Genomic DNA, 20,490 nt, shown 5'->3' on the forward strand with positions numbered 1-20,490 from the left:
ATCACAAGTTTGCCTCCCGCAAGCCACCGGCTACCACTGCTTAAATGTACATGGTACAAGCCGGGGGAGACAGATGAAAGTGGAAACCAGAAATGGGAAACGCCCATAGGCACCGGCTGCTGCTCCACCAGCCTGCTGGCCCAAACGCCGGAAGCCTTCAACTACCAAGGCGTGGCCCGCGATGCCGGCGGTGATGCCTTGGCGAACACCACGATCGGGGTGCAATTCCAGCTACACCAGGGCACGGCCGTGGGCACCGTGGTGTATTCCGAGACGCACAGCCCCACCACCAACGACCTGGGCCTCTTCTCGCTGGAAGTGGGCAATGGCACTCCGGGCACGGGCACCTTCGCGGCCATCGACTGGAGCGCCGGCCCCTACTTCCTGGAGGTGGGGATGGACCCTGCGGGCGGCAGCAGCTATACCAGCGTAGGTACGCAGCAATTGCTCAGCGTACCCTATGCCTTGCACGCCAAGACCGCCGACATGGCCGATGATGGGGACTGGGTGCTGAGCGGCGATACCGTGCATAGCAATGGCCGGCGGGTGGGTATCGGTACCAGCGCCCCCAGCCGAGACCTGGATGTGGAAGGCAGCTTCCAGTTGAAGGACGGCACCCAGGGCGACAAGAAGATCCTGACCAGCGATGCCGATGGGAACGCGAGCTGGCAGGAGTTGAGTGGTGAAAGCTTGCTCGGTGCAGGGAACGTCCCGCCAGCCATCAGTGACGACCTGTCCTGCTTCGGCATTGCCGGCAGCCTGGGAATAGGTACATGGCCAGGGTCCGTAGCGGTCGCCGGTGATCACGCCTATGTGGTGGACTTTGCTTCCGGTGGTCTGCAGGTGATCGATATCAGCAGCCCCGATAGCCCGGTGCTCAGTGGCAGCCTGGGGGTCGGTTCGCTCCCGGTATCCGTAGCTGTCTCCGGCAACTACGCCTATGTGGTGGGCCAAGGCGCCGGTGATCTGAAGGTGATCGATATCAGCAGTCCTGCCAGCCCGGTGCTCAGTGGCAGCCTCGGGGTCGGGCCGGCTCCAGCATGTGTAGCCGTCTCAGGCAACTACGCCTATGTGGTGGGCCAAGGAACCTCCGATCTGAAGGTGATCGATATCAGTAGCCCTTCCAGCCCGGTGCTGACTGGCAGCCTCGGAGTGGGATCGGACCCGATCTTCGTTGCCGTCTCTGGAAATTACGCCTACGTAGTGGACATTGGTTCCGATGACCTGAAAGTGATCGACGTCAGCAGCCCGACTGATCCGGTGCTCACTGGCAGCCTCGGGATCGGAACGTTCCCAGTATCCGTATCGGTTTCCGGCAATTACGCCTATGTGATCGATTCTGGTACCGACGATCTGAAGGTGATCGACGTCAGCAGTCCTGCAAGCCCAGCTCTCATTGGGAGCATTGGCATAGGAACAGAACCATTTTCCTTGGTCGTTTCCAGCAGCTATGCCTATGTGGTGGACCGTGATGCCGATGATCTGAAGGTGATCGACATCAGCAGCCCTACAAGCCCCGTGCTCAGTAGTAGCTTATTGATCGGACCGGACCCACGATCCGTGGCTGTCTTGGGTAACCATGCCTACGTGGTGGATCAGGGTTCCGACGACCTGAAGGTGATCGAACTGTCCTGCCCCAGCGCACAGCAACAATTGGCCTATGATCCGGTGACCGGTGCGTTCGTGGCGGTGGAAGGCTGGCAGGTGAGTGCGGATACCTTACATAATGGTGCCAAGCGCGTGGGTATCGGCACGGCTTCTCCGGACACCACGCTGCATGTGGCGGGTAAACTGAAGTATCAGGACGGTTCCCAGGCCGACAAGAGGATCCTGACCAGCGATGCCGATGGGAACGCGAGCTGGCAGGAGTTGAGCGCGGCGGGCTTGCTCGGTGCAGGGAACGTCCCAGCTGCCTTCAGTGACGACCTGTCCTGCCTGGGCATTGCTGGCAGCGTGGGGGTCGGACCGGTTCCGACTTCCATGACCGTTTCCGGTAGCTATGCCTATGTGGTGGACATTACTACCGACGATCTTAAGGTCATAGACATCAGCAACCCTGCTAGTCCGGCGCTCAGTGGCAGCCTTGGGATAGGATCGAACCCAAGATCCATAGCGGTCTCTGGTAATTATGTGTATATAGTGGATATTGTTTCCCATGATCTCAAGGTGATCGACATAAGTAACCCAGCAAGTCCGGTGCTCAGTGGCAGCCTGGTGGTCGGAACGTCCCCAAGATCCGTGACCGTCTCAGGTAACTACGCCTATATCGTGGACTATTCTTCCGATGATCTGAAAGTGATCGACATCAGTAACCCTGTGAGTCCGGTCCTCAGTGGCAGTGTGGGGATCGGGCCGAACCCAATATCCGTGACCATCTCTGGTGGCTACGCTTATGTCGTGGACGATTCTTCCTTCGATCTGAAGGTGATCGATATCAGCAGCCCTGCCAGCCCGGTACTAAGTGGCAGCCTCGGGATCGGAATGAGCCCAGTCTCCGTGGCTGTCTCTGGCAATTATGCCTACGTGGTGGATACTGATGCAAACGACCTTAAGGTGATCGACATCAGCACTCCTACAAACCCTGTGCTCAGTGGCAGCCTCGCAATGGGGACACTACCAAATTCCGTAGCTATATCTGGCAGTTATGCCTACGTGGTGGATCGCATTCAGAATGACTTGAAGGTGATTGACATCAGTAGCCCGGCAAGCCCTGCACTCGCTGGTAGCTTGGTGACTGGATCGAGCCCCGCTTTCGTAGCCGTCTCAGGTAACCACGCCTATGTGGTGGCCAATGGTTCCGACGACCTGATGGTGATCGAGCTCTTCTGCCCGACCGCCCAACAACAGCTTACATACGACCCCAGCACCGGTGCGTTCGTGGCGGTGGAAGGTTGGCAGTTGAACGCGGACACCCTCTACACCTTGGACAAGAAGGTCGGCATCGGCATAAGCGACCCGAACTCCCTGCTTGCCGGCACGGACATCGGCTTGGTGGACGATGCTGGAGAGCATGCCCGCCTCACCCTGAAAAGCAATGCCGTGAAAGGTGTGCTGGATGCGCGTTCCACTCCGGGAGTTGAACGGATGCAACTGGGCAGCGTGAGCGCACATCCGCTCTCCTTCTTCACTTCCGGGTCTTTGCAAATGACCTTGGACACCAATGGCTTTCTGGGTATCGGCACGGCAACGCCTGCCCATGGCTTGGACCTCAGGGCCAATGGCCAGGCCTTCGGCCATCGCAGCTTGGACAGCACGATCGCCGTTGGAACATACGTGGACAACGCGAATGGAGCTTTCCTGCAGACCCACACCGACCACCCGCTCCAATTCGCCACCAACAATGGGAATGCGCAAATGACCTTGCTGCAGAACGGCAACGTGGGCATAGGGTCCAGCACGCCGATCGCCAAGCTTCATATCGCGGGAACAAGTGCCGGGATCCGGCTGCAGGACACGGACGATGGGTCCGCGTTGGACATGATCGCGCCCGATCCCACCAGCGGATCCACAGGTGGCATTGGTACGTTCGGCGCGTTCGACCTGCCCTTGTTCACCGACAATTCGGACCGTATGACGATCAAGGCGGATGGAAAGGTGGGGATCGGTACCGCTGCGCCTTCGGCACTTCTTGATGTGCGCGATGCCAGTTCCAGCGAGTTCCGGTTGAGCCTGTCCAGTTCCCATTGGGGCAAGTTCCGCTTCTCCGCCAGTGAAGGACTGCGCATCGAGGCGAAGCACGAAGGGAACCAATTTCGACCCATGCTCCTGATCGGCTCTGAACTGAAGTTCTATTCCGGCTCGGGTACCACCCCTGAACGTATGCGATTGGCATCTAACGGGTATCTGGGGATCGGAACGGACGCGCCCAGCGCAAAGCTCCACTCCAGCATAAGCGCATCACCAGGGGCCACCATACTCCAGCGCACAGGATTGTTCCTGGACAATGAGGCGCAGAATGGAACTTTTCCGAACAGTCCCAATGAAGTTGCACTGGTCTTCGGCGAGAATGGATCGGCCAAGCAGGCCATTATCGGTGCCACCTACGCGAACGATCATCTTCGTTTCTACACGGGGTCGAACTTCACCGACTCGAGGATCGCCATAACCGCTGCAGGTTCTGTAGGGATCGGAACGGACGGCCCCACCGCCAAACTTTCCGTGAACGGCACGGCCAACAACAGCACCGGCAGCTGGGGGGTGTTCAGCGATGCCCGTGTCAAGACCGTCCGGCGAGCGTTCACCGATGGCCTCTCGGTCATTGACCGCATGCGCCCCGTGGTGTTCACCTACAATGCCGATGCGCCCTTTGAAGTAGAAGGAGAACAGGTGGGCATCATCGCCCAGGAGCTGGAGGAACTGGCGCCCTATATGGTGAGCATCACCGAGCATGGTGACATCCACGATCTGCGTGAAGTGAACAATCAGGCGTACGTGTTCCTGCTCATCAATGCGGTGAAGGAGTTGAGCGTGAAGGTGGACGAGCTTCAGGCCGAGAACGCGGGCCTGCGGAACAGCGATGCCGACTTGCGCGCGCAATTGAAGGCGAACAGCCAGTTGCTGGCCGACGTCCAACGCCTGCTTGACGCGCAAACCTCACGGTGATCCGAGTACCACGACCATGAGAACCACGATCCTCTCCTTCGCCCTAATTGCTTCACCGCTCCTTTCGGCGCAATCCATCTCCCCCTCAGTGATCGGTTCCGCCGGAGGCACCGGAATCGTGGGTACCACAACCTTGAGCTGGACCATCGGCGAAACGGCCGTGAGCACCCTGGACAACGGTAGCAACATCCTCACACTAGGCTTCCACCAGGGCGATCCGGTGCGGCTGAAGGTGAACATCCGCGCGTTCCTACAAGGGCCCTACAACAGCGGCAATGGCCTGATGGATGATGGCCTGCGTGCGAACAGCTTGATCCCGACGCAGGAGCCGTACACCGCGCTCGGCTATGTCTTCGTGGGCGGCGGCAATGAGAGTACCACCCAACCCATCATCGACTTCCCCGGCACCAACGCCATCATCGACTGGGTGGTGCTGGAACTTCGCGACAAGAACGACAACACCAGCATCCTGCAAAGTCGCGCAGCCTTGTTGCAGGCCGATGGCGACGTGGTGGACGTGGACGGCTTCTCGGCGGTGAGCATCAGTGTTCCTTCGGACAGCTATACCATCGCCGTGCTGCACCGCAACCATCTGGGGGTGATGAGCGCTGCGCCCATCGCCCTCACGGGTACCGCTGTCTCCGTGGACTTCACCGATGGCAGCACGCCCACCTACGGGACCGAGGCCCAAGTCGTGATGGGTGCCACGCATCTGCTGTGGAGCGGGGATGTGAACGGCGATGGCGTGATCAAGTACACCGGCGCCAACAACGACCGCGATCCGATCCTCGTGGCCATAGGCGGCACGGTGCCTACCAACGTGGTCAGCGGCTACCTACCCTCTGACGTCAACATGGACGGCAGCGTGAAGTACACCGGCGCTGGCAACGACCGCGATCCCATCCTGGTGAACGTCGGCGGTACCGTGCCAACGAACGTGCGGGTGGGGCAGATGCCGTGAGCATTCCTTTCAGTGCCCGCTGGCGTCGTACCTCAGCACGTGAGCATCCGCGAAGGAGGATAAATAGGCGCTGTTCGAGGCGATGGCGGGAGCAGGAGAACAGGGGGACGTTGTAGTTCTCGGGATCACAATGTCGCGGAGCATCCACGTCACTCGCAGGAGTGTCAAAGGCCTCACTAAGAAGGAGGTCGATGAGCAGACGAACGATCCGAATTCGGACCTGAGACTGTTGGCAAGAAAGTCTCTCCTCAAGGACTCCATCAAGAAGGCGCCTAAGAAGAAATGAGCTTCGGCAAGGGCAACTTCAAGGCGCTGTTCGAGGCGATCGAACGGGAGCAGGAGAACAGGGGGAGGTTGTAGGGAGACGACACCACTGGGGCATCGCGAGCCTGCGGCCCTCGGCGGCCTGGCCCTGTTCATACCCCACGATCCGCACACGCCCTGCTCTTGGTACATTGGGCGCACCGATGACGCCCGGTCACTTCTATTGGTATTGGCTGCCGCACCCTCTTACGGTGCAGTTCATCACCTTCCCGCTGTTGCTGGTGGGCTTGCTGTGCGTGCTGCTGGAGCTACGCGCGCCGCAGGTGGTGCGCCGCGCCGAGCGTTGGATACGCACCAGCCGCCGGCGTTTGGGCAACACCGCCCTGCACCACGGGCTGTCCGGGTTCAGGCGCGGCCAGGCCGCACCGGAGGCGCGTTTGGGCGCGTACTTCCTGCTGGTGGTAACAGGCGTGTTCCAGCTGCTCTACTTCATCATCATGGTGAAGAGCGTCTCCGCGCTGCTGATCTCGTGGGCCGTGCTGAGCGCGTTGGGACTGCTGGGCCTGCGCTTCAGCGGCCACCGCGAGGAGCTGGTGCGGTTGGCCTGCCTGGTGCTGGTGATGGCCACCTGCCTGCAACTCGTTTCCGTGCACCTGCTGGCGCGCGTGCTCTGCACCGTGGCCACACGCTTGCTGGCTTGGTTCGATGCCAGCGGTGGGCGCGCGGTGGGGCGCGTGGGCCTGGGCCTCGCCGCGTGCGGTCTGGTGGGCGAGGCTTACCAGCAGTTGTGGCTCAGCCACATGGCTTACTGGCTGGTGCTGGCCGCTGTGCCCGTGTTGCTGGGCCTCTGCTTCGCGCTCTTGGCCGCGCTCTTCAAGCGGCGCCCCGCACCACAACACCCCGGGGAGCAGCATTGGGTGGAAGAGGTGGGCGTGTGAAGGTGAGCTCTGCTGTTCGTCGTGCATTTTCGCCGCATGCAAGCACTCCTGCTCCTGGGCGGCAACATCGGCGATGTGGAAACCACCATGGCCGAAGCCGTGCACATGCTGGGCGTTGAAGCCGGTGTGGTGCGGGCCACCAGCCGCGGCCACTGGACGTTACCTGTGGGCTTCAGCGACGAGCGCCTCTTCCTGAACAAGGCCGTGCTGCTGGAAACGCAGTTGGAGCCACGCGCATTGATGGAGACTTGTCTCGCCATTGAGCAACGCCTGGGCCGCACACGCATTGCCATCGAGCGCTACACCGCGCGCACCATCGACATCGACATCCTGTTGTTCGACGACCGCACCATGGATGAGCCCGGCTTGCAGGTGCCGCACCCGCGCATGCACGAGCGCGCCTTTGCATTGGAGCCCGCCGCTGATGTGGCGCCGTTATGGGCGCATCAGCGCACGCGGAAGACGGTGTTGGCGATGTGTGATGAGGTGGAGAAGAAGTGAATAGCGAATGGTGAATGGCGGCAATCGCCATTGTCACCCCTTTCGCAATTCACTATCCGCCATTCGCCACTTGTTGCTCCCTAACGCGGGCGTGTTGACAAGTACGCGAGGTCCGAGCAGGCATGGGGAAGGCCCGGGATAGTTTTGCCCGATCCCCACTTGGTTGGAAAGCCCCGTCCCACTTGGCTTTCCGACAGGGGTGCGGCCGTGAACGTGCGAGCCGCGCAACAGTGCCCTGATCATTGACCGCGTACCATGACCGGACAACTACGCCTTCGCCTCGCCTCCTTCGTTCAACGTTTTGCCGCCTCCGCCGCGCTGCTGCTCTTGATGGCGGCCGTGCTGGCGCCGCAGCGTGCGCAAGCCACCCACGCCATGGGCGGTGAGCTGACCTACGAATGCATTGGCAACGACCTCTACCTGGTGACGCTGAACTTCTACCGCGACTGCAACGGCGTGGCCGCCCCCACCAACGGCAACAATGGCCTCGACTTCCGCATCCGCTCGCAGGCTTGCAACGCCAACTTCACGCAGAACTTCACCTTCAGCAGTGTGCAGATCATCACCCCGATCTGCAGTTTCGAAACGGACCGTTGCACCAGCACGAGCGGCCAGTACGGCGTAGAGCGCTACACGTACACCAGCACGGTGAACCTGAGCGCCTTCGCCAACTGCAACGATTGGATCATCAGCTGGGACCTCTGCTGCCGCAACAACGCCATCACCTCGCTGAACCAGCCCGGCGGGCAGGAACTGTACCTGGAGGCCCAGTTGAACAACACGGTGAACCCGTGCAACACCTCGCCCGAGTTCCTCACCATGCCCACGCCGTTCTACTGCGTGAACCAGCCGCTGAGCTACAACCCCGGCGCGGTGGATGCCGACGGTGACTCGCTCGCCTTCCAACTGGTGAACGCCAAGGGCGTGAACGGCGGCAATCTGGCCTACAACCCCGGGTACACGTTCACCCAGCCCATCCGCAACGGCGGCGGTGCAGGTGCCGTGGTGCTCGATCCGCAGACCGGAACGCTCACCTGCATACCGAACCAGCTGCAGGTAAGCGTGGTGACGTACCGCGTGAACGAGTACCGTAACGGTGTGCTGATCGGTAGCATCACGCGCGACATCCAGTTCGTCATCCGCTCGTGCACAGGACAGCCGCCTACTGCCAGCGGTGTCAATGGCGGGGGCAACTATTCGGTGGAAGTCTGTGCGGGCACGCCCGTGTCATTCACCATCACGAGCAACGACCCCGACGGCGACAACACGTTCCTCACCTGGAACAACGGCATACCAGGCGCCACGTTCACTGCTACGGGCGCGCCCTTCCAAACGGGCACCTTCAACTGGACACCCACGAACGCCAACATCGGACAGAACTTCTTCACGGTAACGGTGCAGGACAACGGCTGTCCGCTGGTAGGCACCAACGACTACGGCTTCACGGTGATAGTGACACCACCGAACACACCGGTGGACGCGGGACCGGACCAGAACGTGTGCGCCACCAGCGCAACGCTGGCCGCAACGCTGCCCTACAGCCAGGCGCCGCACAACTGGAGCGTCATCAGCGGCACGGGCACCTTCGCCAACGCAGGCGACCCGAACACCGTGGTGAGCGGCCTGAGCATTGGCGCGAACGTGTTCCAATGGAACGTGAACTACCAGACCTGCGGCACCGCCACCGATCAGGTGACCATAACGCGCTACGACAACACACAGCCCGCTGCGAACGCAGGTCCTGACCAGCAGCTGTGCCTTCCCACCAACAGCACCACGCTCGCCGCCAACGCTGCGATCGCGCCGGCCGTGGGCACGTGGACGGTGATACAAGGCACGGGCACCTTCGCCAATGCCAACTCGCCCACCAGCGGCGTAAGCAACCTGGGCATCGGCACCAACCGCTTCCGTTGGACGATCAACAACGGCCCTTGCGGCAACCCACAGGATGACGTGATCATCACCGTGTTCGACAACACGCAGCCGATCGCGAACGCCGGACCGGACATCCAGCTCTGCACACCGACGAGCACCGCCACCATGCAGGGCAGCGCCGTGACCTTCCCCGCAACGGGCCTATGGACGTTGAGCGGCGGCGTGGGCGGCACCATCACCACGGCCACCAGTCCCAGCACCACCATTACCGGTTTGCCGGTCGGGGTGCACACCTATACATGGACGGTGAGCAACGGCCCCTGCGGCGCGCCCACCACCGACCAGGTGACCATCACGGTGTTCGATGCGAACAGCCCGAACGCCAACGCCGGTGCCGACCAGCAGATCTGCGCTACCACCACCAGCCTCACCGGAAGTGTGCCCACTGCGCCGGCCAGTGGTGTTTGGAGCGTGGTGCAGGGCGGCGGAGCCATCACCAACGCGACCAGCCCCATCACCGGTGTCACCGGCCTTACGGTGGGCACCAACATCTTCCAATGGACAGTGAACAACGGCCCTTGCGCCAACGGTGTGACGAGCGATCAGGTGACGGTTGTGGTCTTCGACCCGAACAGTCCCGTGGCAAACGCCGGTCCTGACCAGGAGATCTGCAACCAGATCACCACCGCCACCATGGCGGCCAGCGTGCCCACCGCACCGGCCACCGGCACATGGAGCGTGCAGAACGGTGGTGGAACCATCACCAACCCCAACAGCCCCACCACCACCATCACCAACCTGCCGGTGGGCGAGAACATCTTCGTGTGGACGGTGACCAACGGCCCGTGTCCCGGCAGCACTACCACCGATGAAGTGACGGTGTGGGTGTACGACGAGAACGCGCCAGTTGCGAACGCGGGCCCGGATCAGGAGATCTGTACGCCCACCAATAGTGTGAGCGTATCGGGCAACGCGCCCATCTTCCCGCAGACGGGCCAGTGGACGCTGGTGAGCGGCAGCGGCACCATCACGAACGCGAATTCACCGGCCACCACCATCACCGGACTGCCGGTGGGTGTGCACGTGTTCGCATGGACGTTGGACAACGGTGTGTGCAGCAACCCGGTGACGGTGGACGAGATCACCATCACGGTGTACGACCTGTCCACGCCGATCGCCAACGCCGGCCCCGACCAGGAGATCTGCACGCCGGCCAGCACCACCACCTTGCAGGGCAGCGCGCTCATCTTCCCGGCAACCGGTCAGTGGACGTTGATCAGCGGCACTGCGGTCATCGACGACCCGAACGATCCGAACACGCAGATCAGCGGTCTCTCGGTGGGTACCGTGGTGTTGGAGTGGACCGTGGACAACGGCCCTTGCACAGCGTCTCCCACTACCGACCAAGTGACCATCGAGATCTTCGATGCGGCGAACCCGGCCGCGGATGCTGGTCCTGACCAGGACATCTGCACGCCGACCAACAGCGTGACGATGGCGGCGAGCGCGGTGACGGCTCCTGCTGTGGGCACATGGGTGCTCATCAGCGGTGCAGGTGGCACGGTTGCCGACGTGAACGATCCGAACACCGACATCACCAACCTGCCGATCGGTGTGCATGTGTATGAGTGGCAGGTGGACAATGGCTCGTGCTTCGGTGCTAACACGGACGATCAGGTGACCATCAGCGTGTTCGCGGGCCACCAAGCAGTTGCGGGCGCCGGTCCCGATCAGGAGATCTGCATTCCCACCTTCCCGAACACGGTGACGCTGGCGGGTACGCCGGTGATCTTCCCCGGTACGGGCACTTGGACATTGGTGAGCGGCTCGGGCAACATCACCGACCCGAACGATCCGAACACCACCGTGACCGGTCTCACGGTGGGCACCAGCGTGTTCCAATGGACAGTGACCAATGGGCCCACATGCGCCAACCCGCTCACCACGGACCAGATGAGCGTGTTCGTCTTCGACCAGGGCAACCCCGTGGCGAACGCTGGCCCTGACTTCCAGCTGTGCACACCGCTCACGAGCGCACAACTGAGCGGCAGCGCGCTGAACGGACCCGCCACCGGCCAGTGGACGGTGCAGTCGGGCACCGGCGTTTTCGCCGACCCCACAGACCCGAACACCACGGTGAGCGGCATCAGCCTCGGGCCCAACGAGTACGTATGGACCGTGAGCAACGGCCCCTGCGTGAACCCGATCACGAGCGACGTGGTGGTAGTAACCCTCTTCAACGGCAACAGCCAGCAAGCGGCCGCAGGTCCGGACCAGAGCTTCTGCACGCCCACCAGCAGCACCATCATGAACGCCACACCGGTATTCGCGCCAGCAACCGGCAGCTGGTCCTTGATCAGCGGTGGCGGCAACATCGCCAACAACAACCCGAACGCGTCCATCTCGAACCTTCCGGTAGGCATCAACGTGTTCCAATGGACGGTGAACAACGGTGCGTGCGGCAACACGACCGATCTGGTGAGCATACTCATCTACGATGCCAACAACCCCATAGCCAACGCAGGCGCCGACCAGGAGCTGTGCACACCCACCACACAGACCACGCTCACCGGCAGCAGCCTCATTGTGCCGGCCACCGGCCTGTGGACCTTGGTGAGCGGCAGCGGCAACATTGTATCGCCCACTGCGAGCAGCACCCTGGTGAACAGCCTGGGCATCGGCGACAACGTATTCGTGTGGACGGTGACCAACGGCCCTTGCGCGAACAGCATCACCACCGACACCGTGGTGGTAAGCGTGTTCGACCACACGGCCGATGAGGCCGATGCCGGACCAGACCGCACGCTCTGCTCGCCGCTGCCCTTCATCGTGATGCAAGGCAATGCAGCCACCGCGCCGGGCGTGGGCACATGGACCACGGTGGTGGGAACCGGCATCGCCAACGATCCGAACTCGCCGACCACGATCATTAGCGGTATCAGCGTGGGCGACAACATCTACGTGTGGACCATCGACAACGGTGCTTGCGGCACCAGCAGCGACAGCACCTTGCTCGTGCTGCACAACGGCAACCTGCCCGTGGCCGATGCCGGCCCCGACCAGGAGCTCTGCTTGCCGACAACGAACACCACGCTCGCCGGAAGCCCCGCACCGTATCCCGCGACCGGTCTCTGGAGCTTGATCTCGGGCACAGGCGCCATCAGCAACAACACCATCAGCAACCCCACGGTGAGCGGGCTGTCGCTCGGCATCAACCAGTTCGAGTGGGTGGTGTTCAACGCACCCTGCGCCAACGCCATCACGCGCGACACGGTGACCATCATCGTCTTCGACCCGAACGAACCCGCTGCTGACGCCGGTGATGACCAAGACCTCTGCACGCCGCTGACCACAACGAACCTCGCGGGTAACACACCGACGTTCCCGGCCGTGGGCTTCTGGACCACCAGCAGCGGAGCCACCATCGCCGACCCGGCCAACCCGAACACGCAAGTGAGCGGCCTCGCGATCGGTGAGAACATATTCACCTGGACCATCGACAACGGCAGCTGCAATGGCGGCGTGCCCACCACCGACCAGGTGAGCATCTTCGTCTTCGACGAGAACAATCCGATCGCCGCAGCCGGCCCCGACCAAGAGCTGTGCCTGCCGACCACGAGCGCACAGCTGAGCGCGAGCAGCTACACCTTCCCCGCCACGGGCCAATGGACGATCCAACAAGGCCAGGGCATCTTCAGCGACGATACCGACCCGAACGCCACGGTGACCGGTCTCGCTGTGGGTGAGAACATCTTCGTGTGGACGGTGAACAACGGTCCTTGCGCCAACCCGATCACCACCGATGCTGTGAGCATCTTCCTGTTCGACGATCAGCAAGCCGACGCCAGCGCAGGACCTGACCAGAACCTCTGCACGCCGAACATCAACGCCACCATGGCAGGCAATGCGATCACGGCCCCTGCCATCGGCACATGGACCTTGGTGAGTGGCGCGGGAACCATCACCGATGCGAACGATCCCACCACGGTGATCAGCAACCTGGGCATCGGCGAGAACGTGTTCGCGTGGACGATCGACAATGGCCCGTGCGCCAACGGCATCACCAGCGACACGGTGCACATTTTCCTCTATGACGAAACGAACGCCAACGCCGATGCGGGCCCCGACCAGGAGATCTGCACCCCGCAAAGCAGCGTAACGCTTGCCGGTAGCCCCGTGACATTCCCGGCGGTCGGTACGTGGACGGTCGTGAGCGGCACCGCGTTCCTTGCTGATGTGAACGATCCGCTGACGATCTGCACCGGCCTTGGCGTGGGTGAAGTGATCTTGGAGTGGACGGTGAACAACGGCCCATGCGGGGTGCCCACAACCGATCAAGTGAGCATCTTCATCTTCGACGAGTTCAGTGCGAGCGCCGATGCGGGCCCCGACCAAGAGCTGTGCACGCCGACGAGCACAACAACCTTGCAAGGAAGCGTGCCCACCTTCCCAAGCACGGGCACTTGGACGCTCATCGGCGGCAGCGGCATCCCGGTTGACCCGAGCGATCCGAACACCGTGGTGAACGGCCTCGCCGTGGGCGAGAACATCTTCGAGTGGACCGTGGACAATGGCCCGTGCGCCAACGGCACCACCACCGACCAGGTGAGCATCTTCGTGTTCGACGAGAACAACCCAGTGGCGGACGCTGGTCCTGACCAGGATCTCTGCACTCCGAACAACTTCACCACGCTGGCCGGCAGCAATGTGATCTTCCCGGCAATGGGCACGTGGACGTTGATCGGCGGCACCGCGACCATCACCAACGCCAACGATCCCGGCACCACCATCACGGCCATCGGTGTGGGCACCGCAACGCTGGTCTGGACAGTGAACAACGGCCCGTGCGCAAGCGGCATCACCACCGACACGGTGAACATCACCCTCTACGACGGCGGCATGCCGGATGCCGATGCGGGCCCTGACCAGCAAGTATGCGACGATGCGCCGCAGGCCACCATGGCCGGCAGCGCGGTGATCGCGCCCGGCACCGGAGTTTGGACGCTGGCCAGCGGTGGCGGCACCATTGTGGACGCGACCGATCCGAACACGCTGATCACCGGCATGCCGGTGGGCGAGAACATCTTCGTGTGGAGCGTGTCCAACGGCCCGTGCGCGCAACCGACGAGTGACGCGGTGAGCATCTTCGTCTTCGACGACGGCAACCTCGATGCCAACGCAGGACCTGACCAACAGGTGTGCACGCCGATCACGAGCGCCAACCTTAGCGGCAGCGCGGTGACCTTCCCTGCGACAGGCTTGTGGGTCCTGATCAATGGCACGGGCATCTTCACGGACCCGAACGATCCGAACACCACCGTCACCAACCTGGGGATCGGCAACAACGAGTTCCAGTGGGTGGTGAACAACGGCCCCTGCGCCAATGGCCTCACCACGGACAACGTCATCATCCAGCTCTTCGACCTGAACCAGCCGCCGGCTGCTGCCGGTCCTGACCAGGAGCTGTGCACGCCGAACACCACCGCCACCATGGCCGGCAATACGCCTGCTGGCGTGGCCGCGGGCACCTGGACCGCCGTGGGCGCGGGATCCTTCACCGACGTGAACGACCCGACGACCGACGTAAGCGGGCTGATCGTTGGCGAGAACGTGCTGGTGTGGACGATCGACAACGGCATCTGCGGCATCAGCTCGGACAGCATCAGCGTGTTCGTGTTCGACGAGTTCAACCCTGCTGCGAACGCCGGTCCAGATGTGGAGCAGTGCACGCCGAACGATAGCATCGTGATGGCGGGCAACACGCCCACCTTCCCTGCCATCGGCACATGGTCGCTGATCCAAGGTGCGGGCCTCTTCGCCGATGTGAACGACCCGAACACGCTGGTGGTGGGCATGGCCGAGGGCTACAACACCTTCGTGTGGACAGTGGACAATGGACCATGCCCGAACGGCATCACCACCGATACCATGACGGTGATCCTGTTCCCGGACAGCACACCTGCGCCGGTGACCGGACCCGATGTGGAGATCTGCCTGCCGCAGAACACCGCCAACATCACGGCCACCGTTCCGCCACTCCCGTTCACCGGGTTCTGGACCATCGTGAGCGGCAGCGGCACCATCACCGACAGCCTCGCGGCCAACACCACGGTCACCGGTCTCACGCTCGGCGTAACCACGTTGCTGTGGACCATCGACAATGGCCCCTGCCCGGACAACATCTTCAACAGCGACACACTGTTGATCTCGGTGTTCGATCCGAGCGCACCGCCCGCGGATGCCGGTCCTGACCAGGAACTCTGCACACCGACCGACTCCACGGTTATGCAAGGCAACAGCGCGGTCTTCCCTGGCTACGGCACATGGTCGCTCGTGGGCGGCACCGGTGTCATCGCTGACGTGAACGACCCGAACAGCACGGTGACCGGTCTCAGCGTGGGCCAGAACATCTTCGTGTGGGAGATCTACAACGGCAACTGCGGCCTTGGTCCGAACATCACCCGCGACACGGTGAGCGTGTTCGTGTTCGATGACGCGGCACAGGATGCGACGGCAGGACCTGACCAGGAGTTCTGCACACCTACGAGCACGAGCAACCTCAGCGCCAATAGCGCCGTGTTCCCGGGCTTCGGCTCATGGACCACGACAAGCGCAACGGCTCAGATCGGTGCGGTGGCCGACCCGAACAGCCCTGTGAGCAACCTCACCGTGGGCACGCACACGTTCATCTGGACCATCGACAACGGCCCCTGCCCGAACGGCCTGACGAGCGACACGCTGGTGATAGAGATCTACGATGGTGACGCGGACGCAGCCGATGCCGGTCCCGACCAGGAGATCTGCATCCCGACGTTCCCGAACCAAGTGATCATGGCCGCCAACGTGCCTGTAGCACCGGCCACCGGCTTCTGGACACTGATCAGCGGCACCGGTGTGTTCACCAACCCGGGCAGCCCCAACACGGAAGTCACGGGCATGAGCATCGGTACCAACGTGTTCGAGTGGAGCATTGCCAACGGCCCCTGCGGCACCACAACCAGCCAAGTGACGGTGACGGTGTTCGATGCAGCGCAGCCCGATGCAGCAGCTGGTCCTGACCAAGAGATCTGCACACCGACGAGCAGCGTGACGATGGCCGGCAACACCGCGACGTTCCCGGCCACCAGTGCATGGACGATCATCAGTGGATCGGGCAACATCACCTCACCCACGTCGCCCACCACCACGGTCACCGGTCTGCAGCCGGGTGTTACCACACTTGTGTGGACCATCGACAACGGCCCATGCGCGAACGGCATCACCACGGACACCATGACCGTGACCGTGTTCGACAACACGCTGACGCAGGCCGATGCGGGCGACGACCAGGACTTCTGCTCGCCCGTGACCTCCGTAACGCTCGATGCCAACCAGCCGCCTCTGCCTGCAACGGGCCAGTGGACGGTGGTGAGCGGCAGCGGCACCTTCACCGATGCATCGTCCGCGAGCACCGATGTGACCGGTCTCGACCTGGGCGCGAACGTGTTCGAATGGACGGTGAGCAACGGCCCCTGCGGCACCACCACCGACCAGGTGACCATCACCATCTACGACAGCAACATCGACCCGGCCGACGCCGGTGAGAGCTTCACGCAATGCCAGCACCAAAGCACCAGCATCAACCTGAACGCCGTGCCTGCGACCAGCACCGGCACCGGTGTGTGGACGTTGGTGAGCGGCACCGGCACCATCGTGGATGCCAGCGATCCGACCACGCTCGTAACAGACCTGCAGCAGGGCACCAACGTGTTCGCATGGACCATCAGCAATGGCCCCTGCCCTGCCAGCACCGATACCATGATCGTGGAACAGGAAGACTGCCTCACGCTCATCATCCCCGATGCGTTCAGCCCGAACCGCGATGGCGTTAACGACACCTATGTGATCGATGGCCTGCAGTTCTACCCGAACAACAGCATCAAGGTGTTCAACCGCTGGGGCAACATCGTGCTGGAGCGCAGCCCCTACAACAACGACTGGGACGGCCGCAGCGAAAACAGCATGAACTGGGGCGAGGAGCTGCCGGAGAGCACCTACTACATGATCCTCGACCTGGGCAACGGCGACGAGCCCTACACCGGTTACATCTACCTGAAACGCTGAGCGGAACGCTGACCGTCCACTGAAGACAAACGACCAACAACGATGAGAGCTATGCGTTGGCAACAATTCGTGATCGCGCTCTGCTTCGGTGCCCCGGCGCTGGCCCAGCAGGATCCGCAGTACACGCAGTACATGTTCAACATGCTGGCGCTGAACCCCGCCTATGCGGGCAGTGCGGACCGGCTGCAGATCAAAGCCCTCAGCCGCCACCAATGGGTGGGCTTCGAAGGCGCGCCCACCACGCAGACGCTCACCGCTCACGCACCGGTATGGCACGAGAGCCTGTGCATCGGAGGAACGATCCTGCGCGATGAGCACGGTCCGGTGACCCAGTACGGTTTCAACGTCGACGTGGCCTACCGCATCTTCTTCAGCAAAACGAAACTGGCCTTCGGCATCAAGGGCGGCTTGAACCTGTTCCAAGGGCGCTTCGCGGAGCTGAGCCCGTTGCAGAGCAACGACCAGGTGTTCCAAGCGAACGTGACGAGCAAGACCGATCCGCAGTTCGGTTTCGGTGTGATGTACTACGGCGATCGCGGTTACATCGGCCTGAGCACGCCGAAATTCCTGCGCACCGAGTTCTACGAAACGGACAGTCTGGCCTTCGTGAGCGAGACCGGTCAGCGGCCCCACTGGTTCCTCAGCGCAGGCTACGTGTTCGACCTGAGCACCTACACCAAGCTGAAGCCCACCATGCTGCTGAAGGCCGTGAACGGTGCGCCGATGAGCTTCGACGTGAGCCTCAACTTCCTGTTCTATGAGAAGTTCTGGCTGGGCGCCATGTACCGCCACCAGGATGCCGTGGGCGCCATGGCGCAGTACCTCATCAGCGATCGTTTCTCCGTGGGCTACGCCTACGACTTCCCGCTGAGCAGCATGCGCGACTACAGCGGCGGCAGCCACGAGATCATGCTCGGTCTTGAGCTCGGCAAGAAGATCTCCGGCATCCGTTCACCGCGCTACTTCTGATCCATGAAGCAGACGAATACACCAGTGATGAACGCACGCCCAACGATGCGCCTTCTCCTGCTCCTCTCCTTCCTCCTGCCGCTGTTCGCACAAGCGCAGCACCTGAAGCAGCGCATGGCCGAGAAGGCGCTCACGGAGTTCGACTATCCGCTAGCGGCCAGCATTTACGAAGACATTGTGGCCAGCGGCAAGGCCGACGCATCGGACCTGCGTGCGCTCAGCAAGGCGTACACCAACATGGGCGAATGGGCCAAGGCCGAAGCCACGTACAAGCAGGTGATGACCGGCGCTACCAACTGCACCGACATGATGCGCTACGGCGATCTGCTGCGCGCCAACGGCAAGTACAGCGAGGCCATCACATGGTACCAACGCTGCAATGCCAGCAATGCCGACGAAGCGCGTGCCGCCGCCTACGCCAAGGACACCACGCTCTTCACCCGCCTCACCCGCGAAGGCTTCGGCAGCACGGTGCGCACCATCCCCATCAACAGCCCCATGGCCGACCTCGGTGTGGCCATCATGGACGACCTGCTCATCTTCTCCAGCGCGCGGGGCGAAGGCGTGGGCGGCACAAGGAGCTACGCATGGGACCATCAGCCCTTCCTGAACCTCTACACCGCTCTGCTGAAAGGAAACACCGCCGACGACCCGCTGGTGATGCGCAAGGACGTGAACAGCCGCTACCACGACGGTACGGTCACCTACGATAGTCTCGCACACCGCCTCTACTTCACCCGCAACAACTGGTATTACGGTGTGCCGGAGAAGGCCGACAACGGCGAGCTGAAGCTGGGCATCTACTACTGCGACATCACCACCGGCGAATACAACAACAAGGAGTGGGGCAACTTGGTGCCGTTCGATCACAACGACAAACAATCCAACACCGGCCACCCGTGCGTGAGCCGCGATGGGCGCCGCATCTACTTCGCCAGTGACCGGCCCGGCGGGCAGGGCGGAACCGACATCTGGTTCTGCGATAACCTCGGCGGCAAGTGGGGCGTGCCCCAGAACATGGGCCCCAAGGTGAACACCAGCGGTGACGAGATGCACCCCTTCATCGGCATGGACAGCACGCTGTACTTCGCCAGTACTGGGCACCCTGGCTTGGGCGGCATGGACATCTTCATGAGCCGTCTGACCAGCAAAGGCCCGGGCCGCGTGTTGAACATGGGCGCACCGCTCAACAGTCGCACCAACGACCACGGCCTGGTGCTGCTGCGCGACGACAGCACGGGCTTCTTCGTGAGCGACCGCACGGGCGGCAAAGGCAGCGACGACATCTACGGCACCACCGTGCGCAAACCCGGCATCTTCCTCAAGGGCATCGTGGTGGAGAAGGGAACGAACGCACCCATCGACGGTTCAACGGTGGTCATCAAGGACGCTGCGGGCAACATGATGTCCGGCGCCATCATCGAGATGCTCCCCGGTGGGAAGTTCACCATTGAAGTGCCCTACGAAGAGCGCTACACCGTGGCCGGCAGCAAGAACGGCTACCTGCGCAAGGAGGTGGGCGTGGACACCGAGAACGACGACCTGGACAACATCGTGATCGAACTGGAGAAGTACGACTACGGTGCAGAAGGCACGGTGACCAACGCAAACACCGGCGAGAAGCTCACCGATGCACTGGTGGTGCTCATGGACGCACAGGGCAGCAAGTTGGCGGAGATGAAGACCGGTGCCGACGGCCGGTACACCTTCCCGTTGAAGCCCGAGAACGACTACCGCATCAGCGTTGAGAAGGACGGCTTCTTCAAACAGAGCGCACGCATCAGCACCAAGGGCAAGCCGAACGCGGTCATCGTCACCGACTTCAAACTGGTGCCGTTGGAAGTGGGTGCCACCATCCGCCTGGAGAACATTTACTACGACCTGGCAAAGTGGAACATCCGGAAGGATGCAGCGGTGGAACTGGACAAGCTGGTGGCCACACTGATGGAGAACCCCACGGTGACCATCGAGCTGAGCAGCCACACCGACTGCCGCGGCAAGGACCAGTACAACATGGACCTGAGCACCAAGCGCGCGAAGAGCGCCGTGGAGTACCTGGTGAAGAACGGCATCGCCAAGGAGCGTGTGCAGAGCAAGGGCTACGGCGAAACCAAGCCGAGCGAGACCTGCGAGTGCACAAAGTGCAACGACGACCAGCACCAGCGGAACAGGCGCACGGAGTTCACGGTGTTGTCGAAGTAAGGGACCAGGAAAGGAAGACCACGGAGGCACAGGGGCACGGAGAAAACCAGGAGGCATGCGCCGATGGTTCTCTCC

At 62.3% G+C, this 20,490-nt stretch carries 7 protein-coding genes; all 7 read left to right on the top strand.

Going from position 1 to position 20,490, the window contains the following annotated elements:
• Positions 1-171 precede the first annotated feature (171 nt).
• The 7 genes from IPJ76_05720 (at position 172) to IPJ76_05750 (ending at position 20,415) form a co-directional block, all read left to right on the top strand.
• Positions 172-4,602 (top strand): tail fiber domain-containing protein, encoded by a 4,431-nt coding sequence (locus IPJ76_05720; protein ID QQR87725.1) that lies wholly within the window; start codon positions 172-174, stop codon positions 4,600-4,602.
• A 16-nt stretch (positions 4,603-4,618) separates the two neighbouring features.
• Positions 4,619-5,563, top strand: coding sequence for a hemagglutinin protein (locus IPJ76_05725; protein QQR87726.1), 945 nt, complete (start codon positions 4,619-4,621; stop codon positions 5,561-5,563).
• Between the two features lie 467 nt (positions 5,564-6,030).
• Complete coding sequence (locus tag IPJ76_05730; GenBank protein ID QQR87727.1) at positions 6,031-6,765, top strand: hypothetical protein; 735 nt, start codon at positions 6,031-6,033, stop codon at positions 6,763-6,765.
• A gap of 36 nt (positions 6,766-6,801) precedes the next feature.
• Positions 6,802-7,266, top strand: a complete 465-nt coding sequence (gene folK / locus IPJ76_05735; GenBank protein QQR87728.1) for a 2-amino-4-hydroxy-6-hydroxymethyldihydropteridine diphosphokinase — start codon at positions 6,802-6,804, stop codon at positions 7,264-7,266.
• 255 nt (positions 7,267-7,521) lie between these two features.
• Positions 7,522-17,244: a gliding motility-associated C-terminal domain-containing protein gene (locus IPJ76_05740; GenBank protein QQR87729.1), complete on the top strand. Its 9,723-nt coding sequence runs from the start codon at positions 7,522-7,524 to the stop codon at positions 17,242-17,244.
• A gap of 51 nt (positions 17,245-17,295) precedes the next feature.
• Positions 17,296-18,213 carry a type IX secretion system membrane protein PorP/SprF gene (locus IPJ76_05745; protein ID QQR87730.1) on the top strand — a complete coding sequence of 306 codons (918 nt, stop codon included), beginning with the start codon at positions 17,296-17,298 and terminating at the stop codon, positions 18,211-18,213.
• A 3-nt stretch (positions 18,214-18,216) separates the two neighbouring features.
• On the top strand, positions 18,217-20,415 hold the full coding sequence (locus tag IPJ76_05750) for a carboxypeptidase regulatory-like domain-containing protein (GenBank protein QQR87731.1): 2,199 nt from the start codon (positions 18,217-18,219) through the stop codon (positions 20,413-20,415).
• Positions 20,416-20,490 lie beyond the last annotated feature (75 nt).

Source organism: Flavobacteriales bacterium (assembly GCA_016699575.1).
Lineage (GTDB): Bacteria > Bacteroidota > Bacteroidia > Flavobacteriales_F > PHOS-HE28 > PHOS-HE28.